This window comes from Mesorhizobium newzealandense (assembly GCF_042682145.1).
GTDB lineage: Bacteria > Pseudomonadota > Alphaproteobacteria > Rhizobiales > Rhizobiaceae > Mesorhizobium > Mesorhizobium newzealandense.
In genome coordinates this window covers 261927-283593 of the sequence record NZ_JBHUGZ010000014.1, presented here as the reverse complement: position 1 = coordinate 283593, position 21667 = coordinate 261927, and the positions used below count along the sequence as shown (strand labels likewise).

Annotated in this window: 19 protein-coding genes; 8 read left to right on the top strand and 11 right to left on the bottom strand. The window is 62.6% G+C overall.

From position 1 onward, the window contains the following. Window positions 1-59: 59 nt before the first annotated feature. The 5 genes from ACFSOZ_RS21970 to ACFSOZ_RS21950 form a co-directional block, all read right to left on the bottom strand. The gene (locus ACFSOZ_RS21970) at window positions 60-1391 is read right to left on the bottom strand and encodes a UDP-glucose dehydrogenase family protein (protein ID WP_379101445.1); all 1332 of its coding nucleotides are present in this window, start codon (window positions 1389-1391) and stop codon (window positions 60-62) included. Between the two features lie 67 nt (window positions 1392-1458). Next, complete coding sequence (gene exoK / locus ACFSOZ_RS21965; protein ID WP_379101443.1) at window positions 1459-2322, bottom strand: endo-1,3-1,4-beta-glycanase ExoK; 864 nt, start codon at window positions 2320-2322, stop codon at window positions 1459-1461. A gap of 151 nt (window positions 2323-2473) precedes the next feature. Continuing rightward, window positions 2474-2875, bottom strand: a complete 402-nt coding sequence (locus ACFSOZ_RS21960) for a hypothetical protein (protein ID WP_379101442.1) — start codon at window positions 2873-2875, stop codon at window positions 2474-2476. 289 nt (window positions 2876-3164) lie between these two features. Next, window positions 3165-4187, bottom strand: a complete 1023-nt coding sequence (locus tag ACFSOZ_RS21955; protein WP_379101440.1) for a glycosyltransferase family 2 protein — start codon at window positions 4185-4187, stop codon at window positions 3165-3167. A gap of 94 nt (window positions 4188-4281) precedes the next feature. Then, the gene (locus ACFSOZ_RS21950; RefSeq protein WP_379101438.1) at window positions 4282-5406 is read right to left on the bottom strand and encodes a nucleotidyltransferase family protein; all 1125 of its coding nucleotides are present in this window, start codon (window positions 5404-5406) and stop codon (window positions 4282-4284) included. 527 nt (window positions 5407-5933) lie between these two features. Here ACFSOZ_RS21950 and ACFSOZ_RS21945 point away from each other — a divergent pair. The 6 genes from ACFSOZ_RS21945 (at window position 5934) to ACFSOZ_RS21920 (ending at window position 11830) form a co-directional block, all read left to right on the top strand. Continuing rightward, a complete protein-coding gene (locus ACFSOZ_RS21945; protein ID WP_379101437.1) occupies window positions 5934-6086 on the top strand; it encodes a lasso peptide in 153 nt (50 codons plus the stop codon). A 136-nt stretch (window positions 6087-6222) separates the two neighbouring features. Next, a complete protein-coding gene (locus ACFSOZ_RS21940) occupies window positions 6223-6537 on the top strand; it encodes a PqqD family protein (protein ID WP_379101436.1) in 315 nt (104 codons plus the stop codon). Window positions 6538-6661: 124 nt separating this feature from the next. Beyond that, window positions 6662-7039 (top strand): lasso peptide biosynthesis B2 protein, encoded by a 378-nt coding sequence (locus ACFSOZ_RS21935; RefSeq protein WP_379101435.1) that lies wholly within the window; start codon window positions 6662-6664, stop codon window positions 7037-7039. Beyond that, the gene (locus tag ACFSOZ_RS21930) at window positions 7036-8979 is read left to right on the top strand and encodes a lasso peptide isopeptide bond-forming cyclase (RefSeq protein ID WP_379101434.1); all 1944 of its coding nucleotides are present in this window, start codon (window positions 7036-7038) and stop codon (window positions 8977-8979) included. The genes ACFSOZ_RS21935 and ACFSOZ_RS21930 overlap by 4 nt, the downstream gene beginning before the upstream one ends. Next, the gene (locus tag ACFSOZ_RS21925; protein WP_379101433.1) at window positions 8976-9977 is read left to right on the top strand and encodes a serine kinase; all 1002 of its coding nucleotides are present in this window, start codon (window positions 8976-8978) and stop codon (window positions 9975-9977) included. The genes ACFSOZ_RS21930 and ACFSOZ_RS21925 overlap by 4 nt, the downstream gene beginning before the upstream one ends. Before the next feature lie 8 nt (window positions 9978-9985). Then, a complete protein-coding gene (locus tag ACFSOZ_RS21920; RefSeq protein ID WP_379101431.1) occupies window positions 9986-11830 on the top strand; it encodes an ABC transporter ATP-binding protein in 1845 nt (614 codons plus the stop codon). Between the two features lie 70 nt (window positions 11831-11900). Here ACFSOZ_RS21920 and ACFSOZ_RS21915 read toward each other — a convergent pair whose 3' ends face one another. Further along, window positions 11901-12173, bottom strand: a complete 273-nt coding sequence (locus ACFSOZ_RS21915) for an exopolysaccharide production repressor exox (protein WP_379101430.1) — start codon at window positions 12171-12173, stop codon at window positions 11901-11903. A gap of 602 nt (window positions 12174-12775) precedes the next feature. On the opposite strand from ACFSOZ_RS21915, the gene ACFSOZ_RS21910 reads away from it, so the two are divergent. Continuing rightward, window positions 12776-13453, top strand: coding sequence for a sugar transferase (locus ACFSOZ_RS21910; protein ID WP_379101428.1), 678 nt, complete (start codon window positions 12776-12778; stop codon window positions 13451-13453). A gap of 83 nt (window positions 13454-13536) precedes the next feature. Continuing rightward, on the top strand, window positions 13537-14802 hold the full coding sequence (locus ACFSOZ_RS21905) for a polysaccharide biosynthesis/export family protein (RefSeq protein ID WP_379101692.1): 1266 nt from the start codon (window positions 13537-13539) through the stop codon (window positions 14800-14802). 249 nt (window positions 14803-15051) lie between these two features. Here ACFSOZ_RS21905 and ACFSOZ_RS21900 read toward each other — a convergent pair whose 3' ends face one another. From ACFSOZ_RS21900 to ACFSOZ_RS21880, 5 genes are all read right to left on the bottom strand, one after another. Continuing rightward, window positions 15052-16365 (bottom strand): O-antigen ligase family protein, encoded by a 1314-nt coding sequence (locus ACFSOZ_RS21900; protein WP_379101427.1) that lies wholly within the window; start codon window positions 16363-16365, stop codon window positions 15052-15054. A gap of 177 nt (window positions 16366-16542) precedes the next feature. Beyond that, window positions 16543-18633: an ABC transporter permease gene (locus ACFSOZ_RS21895; RefSeq protein WP_379101425.1), complete on the bottom strand. Its 2091-nt coding sequence runs from the start codon at window positions 18631-18633 to the stop codon at window positions 16543-16545. After that, window positions 18630-19685 (bottom strand): quaternary amine ABC transporter ATP-binding protein, encoded by a 1056-nt coding sequence (locus ACFSOZ_RS21890; RefSeq protein ID WP_379101423.1) that lies wholly within the window; start codon window positions 19683-19685, stop codon window positions 18630-18632. The genes ACFSOZ_RS21895 and ACFSOZ_RS21890 overlap by 4 nt, the downstream gene beginning before the upstream one ends. 97 nt (window positions 19686-19782) lie before the next feature. Then, entirely contained in the window at window positions 19783-20721 is a 939-nt protein-coding gene (locus ACFSOZ_RS21885) for an ABC transporter substrate-binding protein (protein WP_379101422.1), read from the bottom strand. An 82-nt stretch (window positions 20722-20803) separates the two neighbouring features. Beyond that, the gene (locus ACFSOZ_RS21880; protein WP_379101420.1) at window positions 20804-21631 is read right to left on the bottom strand and encodes an SDR family NAD(P)-dependent oxidoreductase; all 828 of its coding nucleotides are present in this window, start codon (window positions 21629-21631) and stop codon (window positions 20804-20806) included. Between the last annotated feature and the right edge of the window lie 36 nt (window positions 21632-21667).

The window sequence follows — 21667 nt, the reverse complement described above, 5'->3', positions numbered from 1 at the left end:
ACTCCTTTCCGCGCCGGGCGCGCCCGCCGGATTTTGCTTCCGGCTCTTCGCTCGCAGTCTCACGCCGCCATTCTGCCGATCGAGTGATATTCGATGCCGTGGCGGGCAATGACCTTGGGGTCATACAGGTTGCGGCCATCGAAGATGATCGGCGTGGTCAGCGCATCTTTCATCGCGTCGAAGGACGGCGCCCGGAAACTCTTCCATTCGGTGGCGATCAGCAGCGCATCGGCGCCACGCAGGGCTGCTTCCTTGGTGCCGCACAGCAGCAGGTCGTCGCGCAGCCCGTAGATGGCCTGGCATTCCTGCATCGCTTCGGGGTCATAGGCCTGCACATTGGCGCCGGCGTTCCACAGCGCCTCCATCAGCGTGCGTGCCGGCGCCTCGCGCATGTCGTCGGTGTTGGGCTTGAAGGCCAGCCCCCACAGCGCAAAGGTCTTGCCCTTGAGGTTGCCCTTGAAATAGCGGTTCACCTTGTCGAACAGCACCGATTTCTGCTCGTTGTTGCGCTCCTCGACGGCGCGCAGCAGCTTGGCGTCGAACTTGACGCCTTCGGCGGTCTTGATCAGGGCGCGCACATCCTTGGGAAAGCACGAGCCGCCATAACCAAGACCCGGATAGATGAAGTGGTAGCCGATGCGCGGATCGCTGCCGATGCCCTTGCGGACCTCTTCGATGTCGGCGCCGAGCTGCTCGGCCAGGTTGGCCATCTCGTTCATGAAGCTGATCTTGGTCGCCAGCATGCAATTGGCAGCGTATTTGGTGAACTCGGCGCTGCGCACGTCCATCACGATCATCTTCTCGTGGTTGCGGTTGAAGGGAGCGTAGAGCTCGCGCATCACCGCTTCGGTGCCCTCGCTGTCGGTGCCGACGATGATGCGGTCGGGCTTCATGCAATCGGCAACTGCGGAACCCTCCTTGAGGAATTCCGGATTCGAAGCGACGTCGAAGGCCAGGTCCTCGCGGCCTCTTTTCTTCAGTGTTTCGGCGATCCTGGCCTTCACCTTCTCGCAGGTGCCGACCGGCACGGTCGATTTGCCGACGATGATCTTGGGGGAGTCCATCTCGCGGCCGATGGTCTCGGCGACGGCCAGCACATATTTGAGATCGGCCGAACCATCCTCACCAGGCGGCGTGCCGACTGCGATCATCTGGATTTCGCCATGCCTGACCGCGGCCGCGGCATCGGTGGTGAACTTGATGCGGCCAGCGGCGTGGTTCTCCTTGACGAGGCTTTCCAGTCCAGGCTCGAAGATCGGCACGAAGCCCTGGTTGAGCCGCTCGACCCTGTTGGCGTCGATGTCGACGCACACCACCTGGTGCCCGACTTCGGCAAGCACCGCCGCCTGCACGAGACCGACATAACCAATTCCAAAGACCGTCAAATTCATTCGGTTTCATTCCCATGCGAGGCAGCGGACCGCTTTCGGCCCGGCCAGTTCAAGTCGACTTTCCCAACTACTTTATGCTGCATGCCAGCGATTCCGGAAACTGGCAGGGCTCGCCCAAGGCCGTGAACGCGACGCGATCGATCAGCAGCGTGAGCTTGCGGCCTGGATCCGCGAACGCTCCCATCCAGCCGGTCATCGTATCGCTTCCCCAAAGGCTGAAGAATATCTTCTGGGCATGGGTTGGCAATTTCGCCGGATCGGTGATGGTGTTCACCAACTTGCCGTTGACGTACCAGCGCAAGCTGTCCTTCTCCCAGACGAAGGCGTAGTCGTTGAAGGCGTTTTCGGTGCCGCCGGCCACGTCGACCAGCTTCTCATTCTTGCCCTTGCCGGCGATATAGGCGTTGACCTGCACCTTGGAGGTGTCCTTGGTCAGGATTTCGAAGTCGATCTCGTCCCAGGGCTGCTTGTCGGTGGGACCGATATAGGAGAAGAAAGCCGCATTGAGGCCGGAGCCGGTGTCGGTCTTCATCCGCGCCTCATAGGTGCCGTAGCCGAAGCGTTGCTTGGTCTGGACCTCACCGCAGGCGTAGTCGCGATCCTTCAGCTTCTGCTTTTCGAAGCCGAGCGACAGCACGCCGTCGGAAAGCTCGACCAGGCCTTTCGACCAGGTGCAATTTTGATGACTGCCGTTCGTCCAGCCGTCGGAAACATACCAGCGTGCACGATCGAAGCTGGTAAAATCATCGACGAATGATGGCGACGTCGCAATGTCCTGGGCATGGGAAGGGGCCGTCAACAGGCTGCCAACAGCGGCCAGTAGCAACGCGCCGATCGCACTCAACCGCCTGAGGCTGGCTTGCCCGGCGCGGCGCGTGAACGGCGTTGCGCCGGTTGCGATGGTGGACATAGTTTTCGGATTCGAATTCATACCAAACTCACCTTTGTGCTGTGCATCCCCAACCCAAAGTCGACTTTCGAACCGCTCCTGAACGGGCCAACCTTGACCTCCTGTTTGACCCCTCCCGTATCCTTGTCCTGCCTCGCATCAAGCCTGTTGCAACAATTCCGAACCTTCACGTTCAACCTCTGCCAGCGCCCGCCGGTCTGGCGAATTCCGTGGTGGTGGCCGAATCGGACGGCGCTTTCTCGTCGAAGACCATGTCCAGCGAATGACGAAGCTCTTTCATCATGCCGTTCTGGCGCGACAACTCCGCAATGCGGCGTTCGCAGTTCAGGATCGACTTCGTCAGTTCGCTGACCTCGGACGACCGACGGTCGGAGGTGGAGCCGTTCTCCATCGCTTCGACCAGGAAAGCGGCGTTGGTCGCTTTCGTCCGATAGCGATTCTCCAAACCAGCCCTTTCGGCCTCGATCTCGACCGCGATCTGCTCAAACAGCTTTGCCAGACGATCGAGGCGTGAACCATCGGTCTGCCGGTCGCGGGCCGGATCCCTTGATCTGAAACCGAATATCGAGGCCATGAACTTAGATCCCTGTCATCGCCGGCCTGTGGGCCGGGCTTCTGGCCGATCCCCGCAGCCGGGGCTCAAAAACTCACGTTGCATTGTCCTGCTCCTCTGAGGGAGAGACATCGGACCAATCCGATCGGGGGCCAGTTCGGCTGGTCGTTGAATTTGCTGCACCGCAACATAGACTGCCATCCCCGGAGCCGCGAGGCAACCTCCCAGTTCGTAAACTCATAAATCGGACCGAAATGGTTTGCGCGATGAGCTTGTCATCGGCGGGCAAACCGGACGACGCAGACCAGTTTCACCGCGCCTTGCCTGTGCTAGTGCCGGCCATCAGAAACCGCAACGGCGGCACATGCTTGTGCCTGGACACAAGGCCGACGCGGCGAAACAGCGCCTCAAGCTTGTCGGAAGCCACGCCCTGGACGATGGGGACGAGGTTGGATTGGCTGGCGAAGGCGTAGGCCGCGGCCGATGCCAGCCCCCGCTCTTCCTTGACGTCGAGGAAATTGCGCAGCCGGTATTTGTCGCGCACGTGCCGCTCGTGCCGCCGCAGCACCGCTTTCGAGCCTTCCGGCAGGCTGTCGATCGCCAGCAGCGCCAGATCCGCATCGGCCAGACGCTTCAGGTCCTGCGTCTTGTGGCGGCCGCTGAGCGAATCAGCACGGACGATGGCGCCGTAGCCGCATGAGCGGATGACCTTGAACCGCGCCCCGCAGGCGACCGCGCGGGCGTAGAGCTCATAGTCCTCGCCCAGCCGCAAGCTCTCGTCGTAACGCAACCCATGGCGGTCGAGGAAGGCACGGCTGATCACCGGCTTGAGGAAGCCCAGTTCGCCCCTTTGCACCCGGCGCCTCGATATATTGCCTTCGACGAAGCGCTCGAAATCGAGGAATTCCGGATCCGCGTCAAATTGCGGGGCGACAATTTTCGTCGCGTCGCCCGTCGCATCATCCCTGATCAGCATGATGTTATCAGCCGCGAAATCCCAATCGGCGCCGGCAAACAGATTGCGAAACCGGCCCTCGAGAAAAAAGTCGTCGGCATCGAGAATGCTGATGAACGGCGATCTCGAGCTGGCGATCGCGGCGTTGCGGGCGAAGGAGGGGCCGCGATTGACGTCGAGGCGCATTACCACAAGCCGGCCGCTGCCGTCGTCGGCGGATCGCGCGACTGTCGCGGTGTCGTCGGTGGAGGCGTCGTCGACGACGACGACTTCCGCCACTTCCGGTTCGCGCAACGCGGACGCGATGGCGACAGCGATCGTCGGCGCCGCGTTTCGGGCCGCGATGATCACGCAGACCTGGGATTTCGTCATCGACATGGATTTGCCTCTCGTACAGGTGATATCGATTTGCCCTCGCCCCGTACTCGTTCGATGCCCGATCTGTTTTCCATCAGCGCCCGATCTATTTCCATCAGACCGGCCGTTCAAAGATACGCCTGCTGATGTCGGCCGACGCTGCCCAGCTGGCCTCGGCCAGATAGCGGACCGGCGCACGGCCGCACAACTCCCATAGCACCGTTCGCCGCTGCGGCCACCTAAGCGACGACAGCCACGGCGCGATGACCATGTTGAGCAGGTCCTCGTTGCCGATGCGCGACAGGATCCGTGTCGCCCGCTCCGACAGCAGGGTGCCAGCACCGCCAAGCAGCACATCGGCGGCGCGCAGGCCAAGCAGCAGCGTGTCATCCAGTCCCTGCGCAGTCGCGGCATCGAGCACAAGCTGCTGGTCCGCCTCGTCGAGGCGGCTGGCGCTGGCGCGCACGTCGCAGACATAGCCCGCGCAGGGTTCCCTGTTGAACAGCGCCTTGGCGACGCTGATGCAGGACAGAAGCAGTGTATCGGCAACCGAGGTGAACGGCACCGTCGCACCGGCGATTTCGACCTGTCGTTTGCGCCGCAGAAACCCATCCGCATCACGCGGGCTCGGCGAGCCGGGCTGCTGGAGTCTGTAGTGGAGATCGACCGTGGACGGCCTCGGTCCGTCGCCGCGCGTCATATGCTGTTCGCCGAGGAAGCGAACCCACCAGACGGAGCGCGACTTGCCGGCGACCTCGTAGCCGATCGCGCGAAGCGCATCACGCGCCCTGACAAAACCGGCCGGAGAAACCAGGATGTCAACATCGCCCGAAGGCTTCATGAAGTGATCGCCGTAGAGAAGACGCTGCTGGAACGGGCCCTTCAGAAAGACGAAATCGATCCGGCTTTCGCGCAGCGCATCATGGATCGCCATCGAATCCATGATGCAGGACGCGTTCATCGAAACCGTCTTCCTGCGGTAGGTGTCCAGCCAGTGGAAAAGCTCCGGCGGCCTCTCGTTCGCAGGCGCGCGCGACAGGGCCTTGAGGACAAAGGTCGCGACCTTGTTCAGCCTGGCGATGTCGGCGACATGGACACCGCCAGGGCCAGGCATCGACACGTCGCCCGCGGTGGCTCCCGCCCCCGCGAAGTACAACCGCAGGCAGGCCCGCACATAGGCAACCTCGTCGGCACAATCGGCGGCGCGCAATCGTTCATAGGAACTATCCGGCAAGGCCATTTAGCGCACAGTCTCCAAAAAAAGCGATTTGCGCAACGCGTATGCTGCAACTGCGAAGCAAGCATCACCAAAAACCGCGATGCCGTAAAGCCTTTCCTTTTGCAGTGCGGAATTTTGCAACCGGAGCGTTTATCGACACCATCTCGAGTGCGACGAAAACCGCAGCTGAAATGCCGCCTTTGCCAAGGCTTTTCAGCCACTCTTGATCGTGAATTTGCCAAATGAAATTTGCCTATTAGCGATGCCTAAAAAAGAGGCGCCATGGCAATTGTTTTATGCAAGCAAAATCAGATGCTTAAAGAATCGCCGTTGACAGTGCCCCAATGCACATGGAACTAGCTCAAAAGAAGTCAGGTTTAGGCATGGCCTACACATAAGGCCGCTAAGGCCGCGCGCGCAACCCGTAATTGATTAACACTTGGTAAATCAGTCTTGACTCATAAATGCTGCCATGCAGCTATTGCGCCGCAGCATGAAAGTGCTGACGGCACTCGACAGGCCGTTTCCAGTCCTTATTGGAGAGTAAAATGGAACAGAATGTTGAAAAGCATGACTACGAAACGCCAAGCCTGACGGTACATGGTTCGATCGAAACCATCACCCAGGGCGGCGGCGGCAGCACGGCGATCGACGCATCGTTCCCCGCGCATACGCCGATCGGCGACCTGACGTTTTCCTAAGCCTATCGCAGTTTTCCCAGAGTGACGACGTTGGGACTCTGGATCCATAAAAACATAAGAGAGTCGGGGGCCAAAACCTCCGACTCCCCGTTCATTGCCTGGAACTGCCGAAGCGTAGTGTAAGCGAGGTTTTGGGATGAGCCGAGAGCTATCCGACCTAGATTTGGCCGACCACGATCATGTGAGTGCGACCAAGGATGCCGTGGCTTGCGAGTTCGGCGATGGCCTGGCGCTGCTCAATCTGAAATCCAACATCTATTACAGCCTGAATGGCGTCGGTGCCTTCATCTGGGATTTGATCCAGGAGCCCAGGTCGATCGTGGACATCCGCGGCGCCGTGCTTGGGCGCTACAATGTCGATCCGGCGCGCTGTCAGGCCGACATCGACGCGTTGCTGAAGGGCCTGGCCGACAACGGGCTTGCGAGGCTGCATCATGAGGAACTTGTCTAAGCAGGCTCCGCAAAGGGCCATGGTTTTGCGGCAGGAACCCGCGACGGAAAGAAGCCCCAGGCAGGCGAAGCACCGGCAGGGCCGGCGAAGTGTTTTTGGGATTCTCTCCCTGAGCAGCTCGGAAATGATCTTCCTCGGCCGTTGCCTGCTGGTGGTCGCGGCGATTCGGCTGGGGTTGACGCTGCTGTCCTACAACCGTGTTCGCAGCCTGGTGACTCGGCTCGACGCGCGTCAATGCGCCAGCATGGGCGAACTGCGGCGTGTTGCGTGGGGGGTTGCCGCCGCGGCCCGTTTCGTCCCTTACGCCACGTGCCTGACCCAGGCGCTTTCGGGCCAGTACATCCTCGCCCGCCAGGGCAATGCCTCGAAGATCCGCATCGGCATCGAACGCGGCACTGGCGATCAACTCAAGGCGCATGCCTGGCTGGTCAGCGACAATCACATCGTGCTTGGCGGATCGATCGACGGTTTCGCCCATCTGGTCGACCACGGCAGCCGATGAGCGGCGTCGCTGGGATCCTGCTGCGACAGGGACACGCATCAGCGGTCCGGGGACACGCACCGGCGGTTGCCGCGGCCGATATCCAGCAGATGCTGGCGCGCATGCGCCATCGTGGTCCCGACGGAAGTTCGTGGTGGCTGGACCCCGGCATTGCGCTTGGCCATGCCTGGCTCAACACCACCGATGAAGCCGGTCCCGGTCCGCTGACGATGGCCGGCGGCAAGCTCGCCGTCACGGCCGATTGCCGGCTGGACAACCGCGACGAACTGTTGGCCAGGCTGGGCATAAGGGATCAGTCGGTCGCCGATGCGACCTTGCTGATGCGGGCCTATCTGCGCTGGGGCGAAGCCTGTCCCACGCATCTGCAAGGCGATTTCGCCTTTGCCATCTGGGATGCCGAGCGGCAGCTCCTATTTTGCGCGCGCGACCATTTCGGGGTCAAACCGTTCTACTACCACGCGGCGGATCGGCGTTTTGCCTTTGCCTCGGAGATCGGCCCAATCCTGGGCGTGGAAGGGGTCGGCACACGTGTCTCCGAGCACCAGATCTCGGGGTTTCTGGCCGGGCTTCCCGACGATCCGCAGTCCACAGCCTACAGCGATATCTTCAGCTTGCCAGCGCGCCACAGCCTCACCGTCACCGACCAACAGGTGGTGCTGCGCCGCTATTGGCAGATTGAGCCGTCGCCACGACCGATGCGGTCGGATGCGCCCGAGGAATTCGCCCATCTGTTCTCGCAATCGGTGCGTAACCGCACGCGCGGAACCTCGGCGGTCGGCGCGATGCTGAGCGGCGGCCTCGATTCCTCCTCGATCGCCTGTGTCGCCGGCCTGCAGAATGCCGCCGAGCGCAAGCCGAGACTGCCCACCTTCTCGCTGATTTTCGAGAAGGGTTCGTCGATGGACGAGCGGCCGTTCATCGATGCCGTGCTTGACCAGCAGAAGGTCGATGGAACGCTGATCCCAGTCGGCAACTATGCGCCATTCGCCGAATTCGAACGGGTGCTGGAGGAACAGGAAGGAACGTTCCTGGCGCCGGGCCTGACGCTGACCCGCGGCATCTACCGGACGGCGGGCGCCAAGGGTATCAAGGTGCTGCTGGACGGCCATGGCGGCGACGAGGTCGTATCACAAGGTCATGGCCATCTGCATGAACTTGCCAATGCCGGCCGATGGATGGATTTGTGGCGTGAGATCCGCAGCGCCTCCGACACTTATGGCGACAGCACGCTGGGCCTGTATTTCCAGTTCCTGACCCTCTACGGCCCGGCTTGGCGCATCGCCAAGCTGAGACACATGGCGAACCGCGTCCTGAACAGGATCCGCAAGCCGGCGCAGGCCCCGCGCGGCCGAAGCTGGCGCGACCTGATCAATCCGGATCTGGCCAGGCGCACCGAGCTTGTCGACCGATTTCACCGGGCCGGCACTATGCCGCCCGGCGTCCAGGCCAGCGACGCCTTGAGCCATCGCTGGATCCTGTCGAACGGCTATGTCCCGCATGCTTTCGAGGTGCTCGACAAGGCCGCGGCCAATTTCGGCGTCGAGCCGCGCTATCCGTTCTGGGACAAGCCGCTGGTGGAGTTCTGCCTGGCGCTGCCGGGCGAGGAGAAACTGAGCCACGGCTTTGGCCGCTATGTGCTGCGCTGCGCCATGGAAGGCGTCCTGCCGGCGGCGGTTCAGTGGCGACGCGACAAGATCGATTTTACCGCCAATCTCGTCAACGGCATGCTGCGCAACCATCGTGACCTCTTGGAACAGCTGCTGATCTCGGATGCGAGCCGTATCGCGCCCTACGTCAATCTGCCTCAGGTGAGTGCTGCCTATGCGCGGCTGCTGCGCCAACCCGATCAGCCGGCGCCTCTGGATGTCCAGTATGTCTGGCGCTCGGCGTCGCTGTCGCTCTGGCTGCGGCAGGTCCAGCATAGCGGGAGTGCCGCATGATGCCGCGAAACGAGCCGCTCGCCGCATACAGTGATCATCCCCGTCCGCATGGCCGGGCCGTGAGAGAACGCCGCTTCTACCGGGCCTATGGTCTAACCATAGCGTCCGAGGTGACGTTGCCCGAACTGGAGCCGGCAGCGCCGGGGGCGGCGGATGTGGTGATCGCCGTCGGTCCGATCGACCTGCAGAAACCCGCCTCTGAAGCCGCGACCGATTTTCGCTTCGAACCCGACCGGCAATATCTGGCGTGGCATGCCGTCGGCGCGTTCCTGATCAGCGATGGCTGCCGCATCGACGTCGAGCCGGCGCCCGGCGTCGACGACGCGCTGATCGCGTTTCCGCTGCTCGGCCCGGTCATGGCGCTGCTGCTGCACCGGCGCGGTCTGCTCGTCCTGCACGCCAGCGCCATTGCGGTCGCCGGCACGAGCGCCATCTTCATGGGCGACAAGGGTGCCGGCAAGTCGACGACGGCAAGCGCGATGATCCGGGCCGGACATGACCTGCTTACCGATGACGTGGTGGCCCTCGACCTCGCCAATCCGCGTGAGCCGATGATCGTTCCGGGTTTTCCGCAGATCAAGCTGGCGGCCGACGCCGCGGCGGCGATTTCGCTAGGGGAAGCGGAGGTGCGGCCGCAAGTGCATCCGGCAATCGACAAGATGCAGCATCGGCTGAATGGCGGCTTTTCCGGCAACAGGGTGCCCGCGACCAGGATCTATATCCTGGAGCGCGGTGAAAAAGCTGACATCACGCACTTGCCAGGCATCGCGGCCCTGCCGGCCATCATCAAGTTCTCCTATGTGACACGGTTCGGCCGCGCGGCCCTGCCCAACGATTTTGCGGAGATGCATCTTCGGCAATGCGCGCGGCTCGCGGACCATGTCGGCGTTCGCCGCCTCGAAGTCCCGACCGGCCTCGACAGGATCGGCGAGGCCGTGGAGCTGATCACAAAGGATCTGGCGGCTGGGGATCTGGCGGCTGGTCGTCGGCAAGCGTGAGAGCAATCATGTCGAAGTCCTCACTCCTTCGCCTGTCGCTGTTTCGAGACGTTGCCGCATTCGGCGCTGTCATTGCCCAGATCGGCGGGCGGCGAACCTGGACGGCGCTGCTCTTCCTGATCCTGGGCAGCCTGACCGAAGGCATCTCCATCCTGCTGCTTGTGCCGCTGCTGCATCTGGTCGGACGCGCCGATCAAGATTTTGCGGTCAAGCTGCCCAACAATGAAGTCGTACGCTGGCTGGCGCCGGACGGAACGTTGCAGTTGACGACAGTGCTTTGCGTGCTGGTCGGGCTTGTTGCCGTGCAGGCGGCGTTCAACCGTTTCAAGTCGGTCTACATGGCCAGACTGCTGTTCGATTTCATCAACCGCGTGCGCATGAACCTGTTCGAGAGCATCGGCAAGGCACGGTGGGGCGTCTTCACGCGCATGCGCAGTTCCGACCTCGACCATGCCCTGACCGGCGATATCGACCGTGTCCAGGGCGCTGCCTTCTCGCTGTTGATGCTGGTGCAGATCGCCGTGCTTCTGGCCGGCTATCTGCTGGTTTCGGTGTTCATCTCGCCTGTGATGACGCTGTTTGCCGTCGTCATCGGCGTCCTGATGTTCGTGGCGCTGCGGCCCTTCCGGGCGCGGGCCACGGCCTTTGGCCGGGTTCTGACGGCCAATCGGCAGGATCAGTACCGGACGGTTTCGGAATTCCTCGGCGGCATCAAGGTGGCCAAGAGCCTGAACGTCGAGGCGACCTATTTCGCGCAGCTGCAAGCGACGCTCGAAAAGATGAAGGCCGACAACGTCGACTATGTGCGCAACAGCACGATCGGCACCGCGGTGTTCCAGGTGGCGAGCGTTGTTGGTCTGAGCCTGTTCATCTATGTGGCGCTGGTCCGCTTCAACCTGTCACTGGCCGAGATCGTCGTCCTGCTGCTGGTTTTCATGCGCATCGCGCCGCGCTTCATGGACATGCAGACGCAGGCCCAGCAGCTGCTGATCAACCTGCCCGCCTATGCCGCGATGCGCAGCCTGCAGGCGCGTTTCGACGCCGAACGCGAGCCAGACGGTGCCGAAGCCGGCGAAGGCGGCAAGCTGTCGCTGGCCACCGGGCTGAACGTAAGGGGCGTCTGCTTCGGCTATGGCGACGACCCTGCCAAGATGGTGGTCAGGGACATCACGTTCGGCCTGCCGGCCGGCAAGGTCACCGCCCTGATCGGTCCCTCCGGATCGGGCAAGAGCACGATAGCCGACATGCTGCTTGGCCTGCTCGAGCCGACCGCCGGCAAGATGCTCGTCGATGGCGTCGAGATCGATGCCGCCAACCGCCGCCGCTGGCGCGACCAGGTGGCTTATGTGCCGCAGGACGTGTTCCTGCTGCATGACACGATCGCGGCGAACCTGCGCCTTGCGGCGCCGCAGGCCAGCGATGAGGATCTGTGGACCGCGCTGCGCTCGGCGCACGCCGGCGAATTCGTCGAACGGCTCGACCTCGGGCTCGAAACGGTGGTCGGCGACCGCGGCGTGCGGCTCTCGGGCGGCGAACGCCAGCGCATCGCCTTGGCTCGCGCGCTGCTGCGCAAGCCGTCCCTGCTTATCCTGGACGAGGCGACCAGCGCGCTCGACTGGCAGAACCAGTCGCTGATCGCCAGGTCGATCGATGGATTGCGCGGGACGATGACGATCCTGACCATTGCGCACCGGCCGTCGATGATCGCTTTCGCCGACTGGGTGGTGGCGATGGAAAACGGTCGCATCGTCGAAGTCGGGCAATATCAGCGGCTGAAGGAAAACGCCGGCAGCCGACTGTCGAGGATGCTGTCGGGCGAGCAATCCGAAAGGGAAGCTGCCGACGTAGCCTGAGGGTCCATCAGTGAGGTTGGGATCTGTCGAGATTCAGCTCAGGCCGGCACCGCCTGACTATCGACACGGCCTAATGCAGGCTTCGCCTGGCGCCCAGCTTCTGGCCTTCGGTCACCTCGGGCGCATTGAGCTTTCTTTCGGCGTCGCGACTCCTCTCGGCAGGCGTCGGCGCGCTCCTGGCGATCATGGCATAGACGAGCACGAAGTAGCCCGCCTGAATGACAACAGCGCAGATGATGACGCGCATCAGCGTCGTGCCGATCGACGCACCGCCCAGCCAGGACCAGCCGACGACGATTGCAAGAGCGAATATCATCCCGAGGATGAATTTTGGAAGTGCCATACCCAACAGCCCATAAACCGGCTCGGGTATATTTAACGTTTGCCCCACCCGAGCGCCGTCCCTTGTCATGTGGGCTTGTTAAGGTCGCCCACTCTCGGCCGGTTGCTTCCGGCCTTTTCTACCTGTCGCAACTCTGACAGATATAATTTGCAATTCTATTAAAGCGAGCAGTAGGCGGCAAGGGCAACGCCAGATATTTTTGATTGAGCTTTCGCGATCGACTCAGCCATGCTGCAATGCACGCGGCGGGATATAAGCCGGTCCCCGGCCGTCATCATTTTCGAGTAACCCAGGCAATATTAAGTAGTATTTTATATGATTTTCCCCAAGCATCATGGTGCGCTAAAGCACTAATGCCCACCACATCTCGGCATATAGGTAGGCCTGCCCAAAAATCGCCCCAAAAAGGTCCTTATTTTTTCGACTGTGCCCGTTTATTGTCACAAATATGCTAAATATCCCGAAATTTGTGCATGTCTAGCTTATTATTTGGTCAATTCATGACGCGACTATTTCAACGGGTTGGTAAATTGTGTGTTGCGCTGCAACATTTTTTTGGTATCTTGCGGCGAACCATTCGTTCAACGCATGGAGTTTACGGCATGAGGGACGTTGCCAAGTCGGCCACCGCGGGCTTTTCGCAGGCTGACATTGATTTTCCGCCGCCGATCGGCGGCCTGCTCAAACGCAGTTTCGATATCACCGGTTCACTGATTGGCTTGATCGCTCTCAGCCCGCTGTTTGTCATGGTCGCTCTGCTCGTCAAATTTTCCGACGGCGGATCGATTTTCTACGGTCACAGGCGAATCGGGCGCGGCGGACGGATTTTTCCTTGCCTGAAGTTCCGCACCATGGTTCCCGATGGCGACAAGGTGCTGGCCGCCTATCTCGCCACCAACCCGGACGCCAACGCGGAATGGGTAGCGACCCGCAAGCTGAAGAACGACCCGCGCGTCACCCGCGTCGGAGCCGTCCTGAGGAAACTCAGCCTCGATGAGCTGCCGCAGATCATCAACATCCTGCAGGGCGACATGAGCCTTGTCGGACCTCGGCCGGTCGTGCGCGACGAACTAGAGATCTATGGCACCTCCGCAGTGTATTATCTGAAATCCCGCCCGGGCCTGACCGGCCTGTGGCAGGTCAGCGGCCGCAACGATGTGTCCTATGACAGCCGCGTCGCCTTCGATCGCCACTATGTCGAGAACTGGTCGCTGTTCGAGGACGTTCGCATCATCATCAAGACCGTCCCGGCCGTCTGGATGTCGCGCGGCTCTTACTGACCGGCCGCGATGCCAGACAAGCGGCGGCAAGCTCATCGGGCGATGGGGCTAAAGCGGATCGGAACGTTCAGTTGAAAACAGATATGTTCGAAGCCTTTCGCAGCGGCCCGTTTTCCGGCCGCCTGCGGCGGGCGCGTTTGCTGGCCACATGCGTTGCCGTGTCGCTGGTCATCCCTCACATCGCCGCCGGCGGCGAATACCGCCTCGGATCGCAGGACAAGCTGACCATCCGCGTTGCCGAATGGCAGACCGTCGAAGGCACATTCCGTGACTGGTCGGCGGTGAATGGCGAGTACACGGTCGGCCCGTCCGGAACGCTGTCCGTGCCGTTCGCCGGCGAGATGCCGGCATCCGGCAAGACCACGTCCGAAATCGCCGCGGCGATCGGCGCGGCGCTGCAGCGCAAGCTCGCTTTGTCGGACAAGCCGGAAGCCTCGGTCGAAATGGCGCAGTTCCGGCCATTCTACATCTCGGGCGAGGTGCAGAACCCCGGCCAATTTCCCTATGTGCCCGACCTGACCGTGCTGAAGGCGATCAGCGTCGCCGGCGGCATCAGGCGAAACGCCGACTATGGTCCGCAACTCGGCAAGGACCTGGTCACCGCCAAGGGCAACTTCGATATCTCTGACGACCAGCGCATTCGGCTGATCGTCAGGCGCGCCCGCATCGACGCCGATATGGCCGGCAAGGCGAGCTTCGACGTGCCGAAGGAGGTCGAGGGCGATCCGCGGTTGCAAGCCATCGTCGCCGACGAGATGACGATCCTGACCTCCGACCAGAAGGCGCTGAAGCTGAAGCTTGAGGCGCTCGACGATCTGAAAGGGGTTTTGCAGTCCGAGATCGAATCGCTGCAGAAGAAGATCGTCAACCAGCAGCAGCAGGTCGACCTGGCACAGCAGCAACTCACCAGCATCGGTCCGCTGGCTCAGAAAGGCCTGATCGCCAACGCCCGACTGCTGGATTCGCGGCAGTCCGTCGCCGACCTGCAGGGCAAGATCCTGGACTACGAAACGGCCATCCTCACCGCCAAGCAGGCGATCAGCAAGGCCGCGCAGGACGCCATCGATGCCCAGAACACCTTGAGTTCAAGCCTCGCCGCCGACCGGCAGCAGACCGAAGCCGACCTGAACGAGGCCGCGCTGAAGGTGAATATGCAGAAAGGCCTGATGGCCCAGGCCAGCGATCCCGCGACGAGAGTAGCCAGCGACACCGACCAGCAATCCAGCCTGCTCTACGCACTGGTGCGGGTCGTGGACGGCAAGACCAGCGAAATCGCGGCGAAAGAAGATACCCCGGTGCTGCCCGGCGACGTGATCAAGGTCAAGCTGGCGCCGATGGCCAGCCAGTAAACCCGCGACCCCCAGCACGATCCAGCGTTTCGATTCAGAGCCCCGTACCGGTATCGGTACGGGGCTCTATCTGTTTCATGCTCCATGCCGCCAAGGGATGGACTTCTCGCCCGAGCACCATGCCTGGCAGAACATCTGCCCTTAAGCGCGTCGCGTTGAAGCTTTTGCTTTTTTATGCATATCGTCCAAAACCGCAGCGCAGTTTTGGGCGAGATGCACGAGTCCGACTTCAGCTCGCGAAACGCCCGATCATGACTGGTCGGCCACCGCCGGACCGCCGACATGCCTGGGCCAGGCAGCCTCTCTCTTCGCCGCCTCCGCCTGTTCGAAGGAGGGGCTCCAGCGCGTGCGGGTAACAGGCTGCCGCGCCAGCTTGAAGAAGCTGAAATACATCAGGAAAGAGCCCATGATGTAGGGGTTGAGGATCTCGACCTCGACGAAGGAGCGGATCAGCAGCAGCACCATAACGCCGATGAGGATCACCGAATCCGCTTGCCATGCCCCGAAGATCACCGCCGCGACGTGGCCGTAGAGCGTGCGCAGCATGAGCAGCGAGACCAGCGTCGCCCCGACGAAGCCGAGTTCGACGAGCGCTTCGATATAGGTGTTGTGGAAGTGGAAGCCGGTTCGGGTGGTGATGTAGAATTCATTCCACAGCCGCTCGGCTTCGGCGAAGCCCTGCACCCAATAGGCGGCATAGCCGACGCCGAGAATCGGTGCTTTCTGCACCGCGTTCCAGCCCTGCTCCCACAGATAAGTCCGCCCTGTGAGCGTCGAATCCTTGCCGAAAAGGCCAAGGACGAAGTCCATCAGCCCGAGATTCAAGGCGACGAAGGCAACCACGACCAGCAGGCCGGCGCCGACAAGGAAGATCACCCGGCGGTAGCGCCGTGACAGAAGTTTGCTCATGGCAAGAAGCGCCACCAGCGCCAGAACCGCCGGTATCGAGGCCATCGAGGTCGCGGAATGCGAAACGACCAGCAGATAGGCCGATAACAGAACGATAGGCACAGCCAGGACCAGGCTCAACCAGCCGCGCCTGTAAAAAGCAATGAATACAACGCAGAAATAGATGCCGAGCGAGGCGACGAAGCCGATCTGGTTCTTGGAGGCGAACGCGCCGACGAAGTTGTAGGTGCCGTCGAGAACGTCCTCGGAATAGTTTCCGACCCGCAGCGAATAGAGCAGGACGACAAATATCCCGACCAGGGCGCCTATGGTCAATGTGCGCACGCTGACGGTGCGCGCCGCGACGTAGGCGCAGGCAATATGGGAAAAATACTGGATTGAAGTCCTCGCGGTGACACCAGGCGCCTGCGACCAGAAGACCGAGAAGCAGACATAGGCGGCAAACAGCAGCGGCAGCCAGGCACTGGACAGCTGCCGCAGGAACCGCCGGTAGTCGACCAGGATGAGCGGAAGCCAAACCGCGTAATAGGCCAGGATCAGCACCTGGCCAAAAATGACCGAGTAGGAAAACGCCCAGATCGAGACGGCCACGGCAAAACTGCCATAGACCGAGTTCTTGTCGGGATCGACCAGCAAGGACTTTGGAATCTTCATCTCAGAGTCCCGCCAGCGCGACCCAGGGCCGGCGGGCCATTGGCCAGCCGGCATTTCCGCAAACAAGGGCGTGCAATAAACGGCGTCTCCATTGTGCGGTGCAATATAACCTATTGCGCCCTGCGCTCAATGGCAAATCCGGTCACCTTGTCTTACAGCCTGCGGGAAACGCGGAGATCAGGTCGTCGCTCGTCCGGCCACCGCCGCCTGGATCAGGCGATCCGCAAGGATCGCCAGAAAGGCGATCGACAGGCCGGCGATCAGGCCCATGCCGGCATCGGCCTTGCCCAGCGCGACATAGACCGCTTGTCCAAGATCGCGCGTGCCGACCAGGGCGGCGATGGCGAGCATCGACAGTGCCGCCATGATGGTCTGGTTAAGCCCCAACATGACCACCGGCAACGCCAGCGGCAGCTTTGCCTGGAACAGCGTCTGCGCCTGGGTCGCGCCCATCTGTTCGACCGCCTCGACGACATCGGCCCGGACATGCCGCAAGCCATGCTCGACATAGCGGATCGGCGGCACGATGGCGTAGAGCATGATGGCGATCAGTGCAGTGAACTCGCCGACCTTGAAAAACATCAGCGCCGGGATGAGAAAGACGAATTGCGGCATGGTCTGCAGCGCATCGCAGACCGGCTTCAGGATGCGTGAGGCGCGCTCGCTGTAGGCGGCCCAGACGCCGAGCGCGCCGCCGATGACAAGACAAAGCAGCACCGCCAACGTGCAGAGATAGAGCGACTGGACCAGCGCGCCCCACAGTCCGTTGACGAGGATCAGCAGGAACCCGGCCACGGCAAAGAGCGCCAGCCGCAGGCCGGCGACCTGAAAGGCAAGCAGCGCAATGCCGAGGATGAAGACAGGCCAGGGGAAGCCGAGAAAGCCGGTGTAGAGCAACGTGCCGGCGACCAGAACAGCCAGCGCCGGCCGCCAGTTGAAGCGGTGCAGCAGCAAGGCGCAGGCGAGCAGGACGACGACGGCATAGGCCGCGTTCGCGGTCGGCGAGAAGGTGAACCCCCAGATGGCGGGAACCGCGGCGCCCGAAATGCCGATCCTGAGCGGCAGCAGCAGGCAATAGAGAACGCCGTTGCGCAGGCCGTCGAAGAACCAGGCATAGTCGCGCACGAGGCCCAAAAGCCACTGATTGATGCCGCCGACCTGCATGCGCAGCCCCGTGGCCGGCAGCAAGGTTTCGTCCGGCCACAAGAAGCGAATGGCAATCGCCAGCGCCGCTGCGAGGCCCAGGACAATTGCCAGCCGTCGGAAGGTCATCCAAGTCATGGCCGCCGTCGGTCCGGTCAGGCGCGCCCTGGCGAAACCGATGGTCAGCCGGTCGATGAGGATGGCGAGCAGCGCGATCACCAGGCCCGACAGGATGCTCTGGCCGAACTCGGCCTTGCGCATCGACGACAGCACCTCCCAGCCGATGTCCTCGAAGCCGCCGATGATGGCAGCGACGATGACCATCGAGAGTGCCGCCATCGTCGTCTGGTTGAAGCCGACGAGGATTTGCGGCAGCGCCGTCGGCACTTCGACATGCCAGAATTGCTGGCGGCGCGTGCAGCCGCTCATCAAGCCGGCCTCGCTGATATCGGAAGGCACGCGGTCGAGGCCGAGCATGGTGTTGCGCACCATCGGCGGCGTCGCATAGATGGCGCTGGCGATCAGCCCGACCACCGGGCCGAAGCCGAACAGCAGAAGCAGCGGGATGAGATAGGCGAAGGCCGGCACGGTCTGCATCAGGTCAAGCGCGCCCAACAACACGGGACGCAGCCTGGGGCTGATATGACCAAGCACGCCAAGCGCGAAACCGAGTACGGTAGAGATCGGCACGGCGAGCAGCACCAGCGACAGCGTGCTCATGCTCTGCGGCCAATAGCCGGCCAACAGTATGTAGGTCAAAGCCAGCAGGGCAAAGACTGCCAGCCTGATGCCGCTGGATTTCAAGGAGAGCGCCGCGACCGCCAGCATCACCGCCGGCCATGGCAGCCAGACCAGGACGAGGCGAGCGCCACGCATCGGCGCTTCGAGGGCGGCGGAAAGGGCCCGGAACGCCGGCTGGACGACGGTTACGACAGCGTCGGTGACCGCGTTCACGCCTGCCGCGAGCGGCAAGGTCCATTCCTTGGGAAACGTCACCAGCCAGGGGAAATCGGTCTTGAGGACAAGACACAACGCGGTCAGCGCGATCAAGGCGCACCAGGGCAGAGGAGCCGGCTCCATTGCGACCATCGGCGAGGATCGAAACGATGCGGCCGGCGCCGTCATGACCGGGTCCGCCTTGTCCGTTCCCGCTCCAGCACGGCAAGCACGGCGCTGGCGGTGAGCAGCGCCGGCGGGCCGGCGCCCTCGCTCGGAACGCTGAACGCGCGAACGCCCGAGGCCAGCCGCGGAATGAGCTCCTCCAGGCTGGCACCGGCGGCAACGCTTTCCTCGGGCACTGCTGCCCCATTCAGCGACGTCGCCAGGTCGCCGGCCCTGATGACGCGCAGCAGGGGCATGTCCTCGGTGAACTGGGCGACATAGTCGTCGGCCGGGCTGAGCACGATGTCGGCCGGGCGACCGATCTGGACGATCTTGCCGGCGCGCATGATGGCGAGCCGGTCGGCCAGTCGGAAGGCTTCGGCCATATCATGGGTGATGAAGACGATGGTCTTCTTCAGCATGCGCTGCAGGCGCAGGAATTCGTCCTGCATCTGCCGGCGGATCAGCGGATCGAGCGCCGAGAACGGCTCGTCGAGGAACCACAGTTCCGGGCCGACAGCGAGCGAGCGGGCGATGCCGACGCGCTGCTGCTGGCCGCCTGAAAGCTGATGCGGAAACGAAGCCTCGCGGCCCTTGAGCCCGACCAGCGCAATCATCTCGCGGGCGCGGGCTTCGCGTTCCTTCACCGGCTTGCCCTGGATCTTCAGCGGAAACGCCACATTGCCCAGAATGGTGAGATGCGGCAGGAGGCCGAAATTCTGGAACACCATGCCCATGGCGTGGCGGCGCAGTTCGATGAGCTCCTTGCCGGTGGCCTTCAGCAGGTCCTGGCCGTCGAGCAGAATTTCGCCGGCGCTCGGCTCGACCAGCCGCGACAGGCAGCGCACCAGCGTCGACTTGCCGGAGCCGGAAAGCCCCATGATGACGAAGATCTCGCCGGTCGCGACCTCGAACGTGGCATCGACCACGGCAGGCAGATGCGCTTCCAAGCGCAGCCGCTCGGCCAACGCATCGGGCTCGATGATGTAGCCGCGCGAATCGAAATAGTAGGCCGGGCGGCGCCCATAGACCTTCCAGACATTGCGGCAGGCCAGCTTGATCGGCGCGGCGGTCATTGCATTAAGCCCTCAATCGACCAGCACCCGGCTACGCATCGACGCGGAGCCGGGCTGGCAAATCGACCCCCGCCCAAACGGCGGGACATCGGGCCGTCTATCCCTTGGCCGCGTCCACCCAGGGCTTCCAGACAGCCTCGTTCTTGTCGACCCATTCCTTGACCACAGCGTCGAGATCCTTGCCGTCCTTGTCGACGGCCAGCATCATCTTCTGCTGTTCGGTGGCATCCATCTTGAAGGACTTGAGGAAGGCAAGCGCTGCAGGCCATTTGGCGCCGAAGCCGGACCAGACGATCTTGTCGACATCGGGCGGCGTGATGCAATGCTCGTTGGTCTGCTCCTTGCACGGCGGCATCTTGATCCAGCCGACGTCGTTTTCGGCGAGCGCATAGTGCGGACCCCAGAACATCATGACCAGCGGCGACTTGGCGGCCTCGGCGGATTCGAGCTCGGCCACCAGCGCGCCTTCCGACCCTGCCGGAACTGCGGTGTAAGGCATCGAATTGTCCGCCAGGATGGTCGCGGCCCGCGAACCCCAGTCGGCCGGATAGTCGAGGAAGCGGCCATTGGGCGCCGTCTCCGGCGTCGACAATGCCTGCACGCATTCGGGCTTGGTCAGCGCCGACCAGTCGGGCAGGCCGGGGCAGACCGTCTCCATGAATTTCGGGTAGATCCAGCCTTCGCGCGTTTCGAGATCGAGCTTGCCGATGTCCTCGATCTTCTTTTCGGCCAGCACCTTCGGATAGATGTCGCCGACATTGTTCAGCCAGATCTCCACCGAGGCGCTTAGCGAGCCGTCGGCAAGGCCGGAGAATTGCGGGAAATTGCCGGCGGTAACGTATTCGACCTTGTAGCCGATCTTTTCGAGCAACTGGCCGGCGATGTGGGTGGAGACATGGGCGCCGGTCCATTCGAGCATGGCGAGCTTGATCGGCTCGTCTTTGGCGCCGAGTTCGGCGGCTCGCCCCTGCGTGTTGGCTGCAAGCAGAAGTGCCAGCCCGATGCCGGCGCCTTTCAAGACATTGGTCTTTTTCATATCAGTTCCCCTGTCGGTTGGACTTTTTCCTTACCTTATGCCGGCCTCCTCCCATGAAGACCGCAACCATCCCGCAAGAACGCTACCACAGTGCTCCGCCGGTGATTTGTATGTTTTCCATGGTGATGCCCTTGGCCAGATCCGAGCACAGGAACACGGCGAGAGCGGCGATCTCCTGCGGCTGCAGCATGCGCTGCTGCGGGTTGCCCCTGGCGATTTCGGCCATCGCCTCCTCCGCGGTGCGCCCCTTGCCTTCGCGCTCGACGACCTGCGTCACATTGCGGCGCATTAGTTCGGTCTCGACCCAGGTCGGGCTGATCATGACGCAGGTGACGCCATGCGCCGCCCCTTCCAGCGCAACGCAGCGGGTCAGCCCGAGAAGGCCGGCCTTGGACGCGCAGTAGGCCGGATTGTCCTTCCAGCCGACGGAAGCCGCGGTCGAACCGATGTTGACGATGCGGCCCCAGCCGCGCTCGATCATGCCCGGCAGCACGGCGCGGGTGGCGCGGAAGGCACCGGTGAGATTGGTGTCTACGATCTTGTCCCACAGCGCGTCGGAATGGCCGCAGACCGGCTGTTCGGCGGTGGTGCCGGCGGCGTTGACCAGAATATCGGCGGGTCCGATAGCCGCTACGGCATCCGCTACGAAACGGGTGGTGACATCGCTGTCGCGGACGTCGAGATGGGCTGCGTGGACCCTGGCCCCGTGGGCGGCAAGGGCCGAACGCACGCGCTCGATTTCGTCCACGCCGGGATAATAGGCGGCATCGGATTTGTCGGTCCCGGCGGGCGCGATGTAGGAGCCGACAGCGACATTGGCGCCGGCTTCGGCCAGCGCCGTGGCGATGGCGAAGCCCATGCCGGAGAACCCGCCGGTGACGATCGCGCTGCGGCCGGAAAGGTTTGTCATCAGGCTTGGTCTCCGAACGGTTTGGTGCGGGCAAGC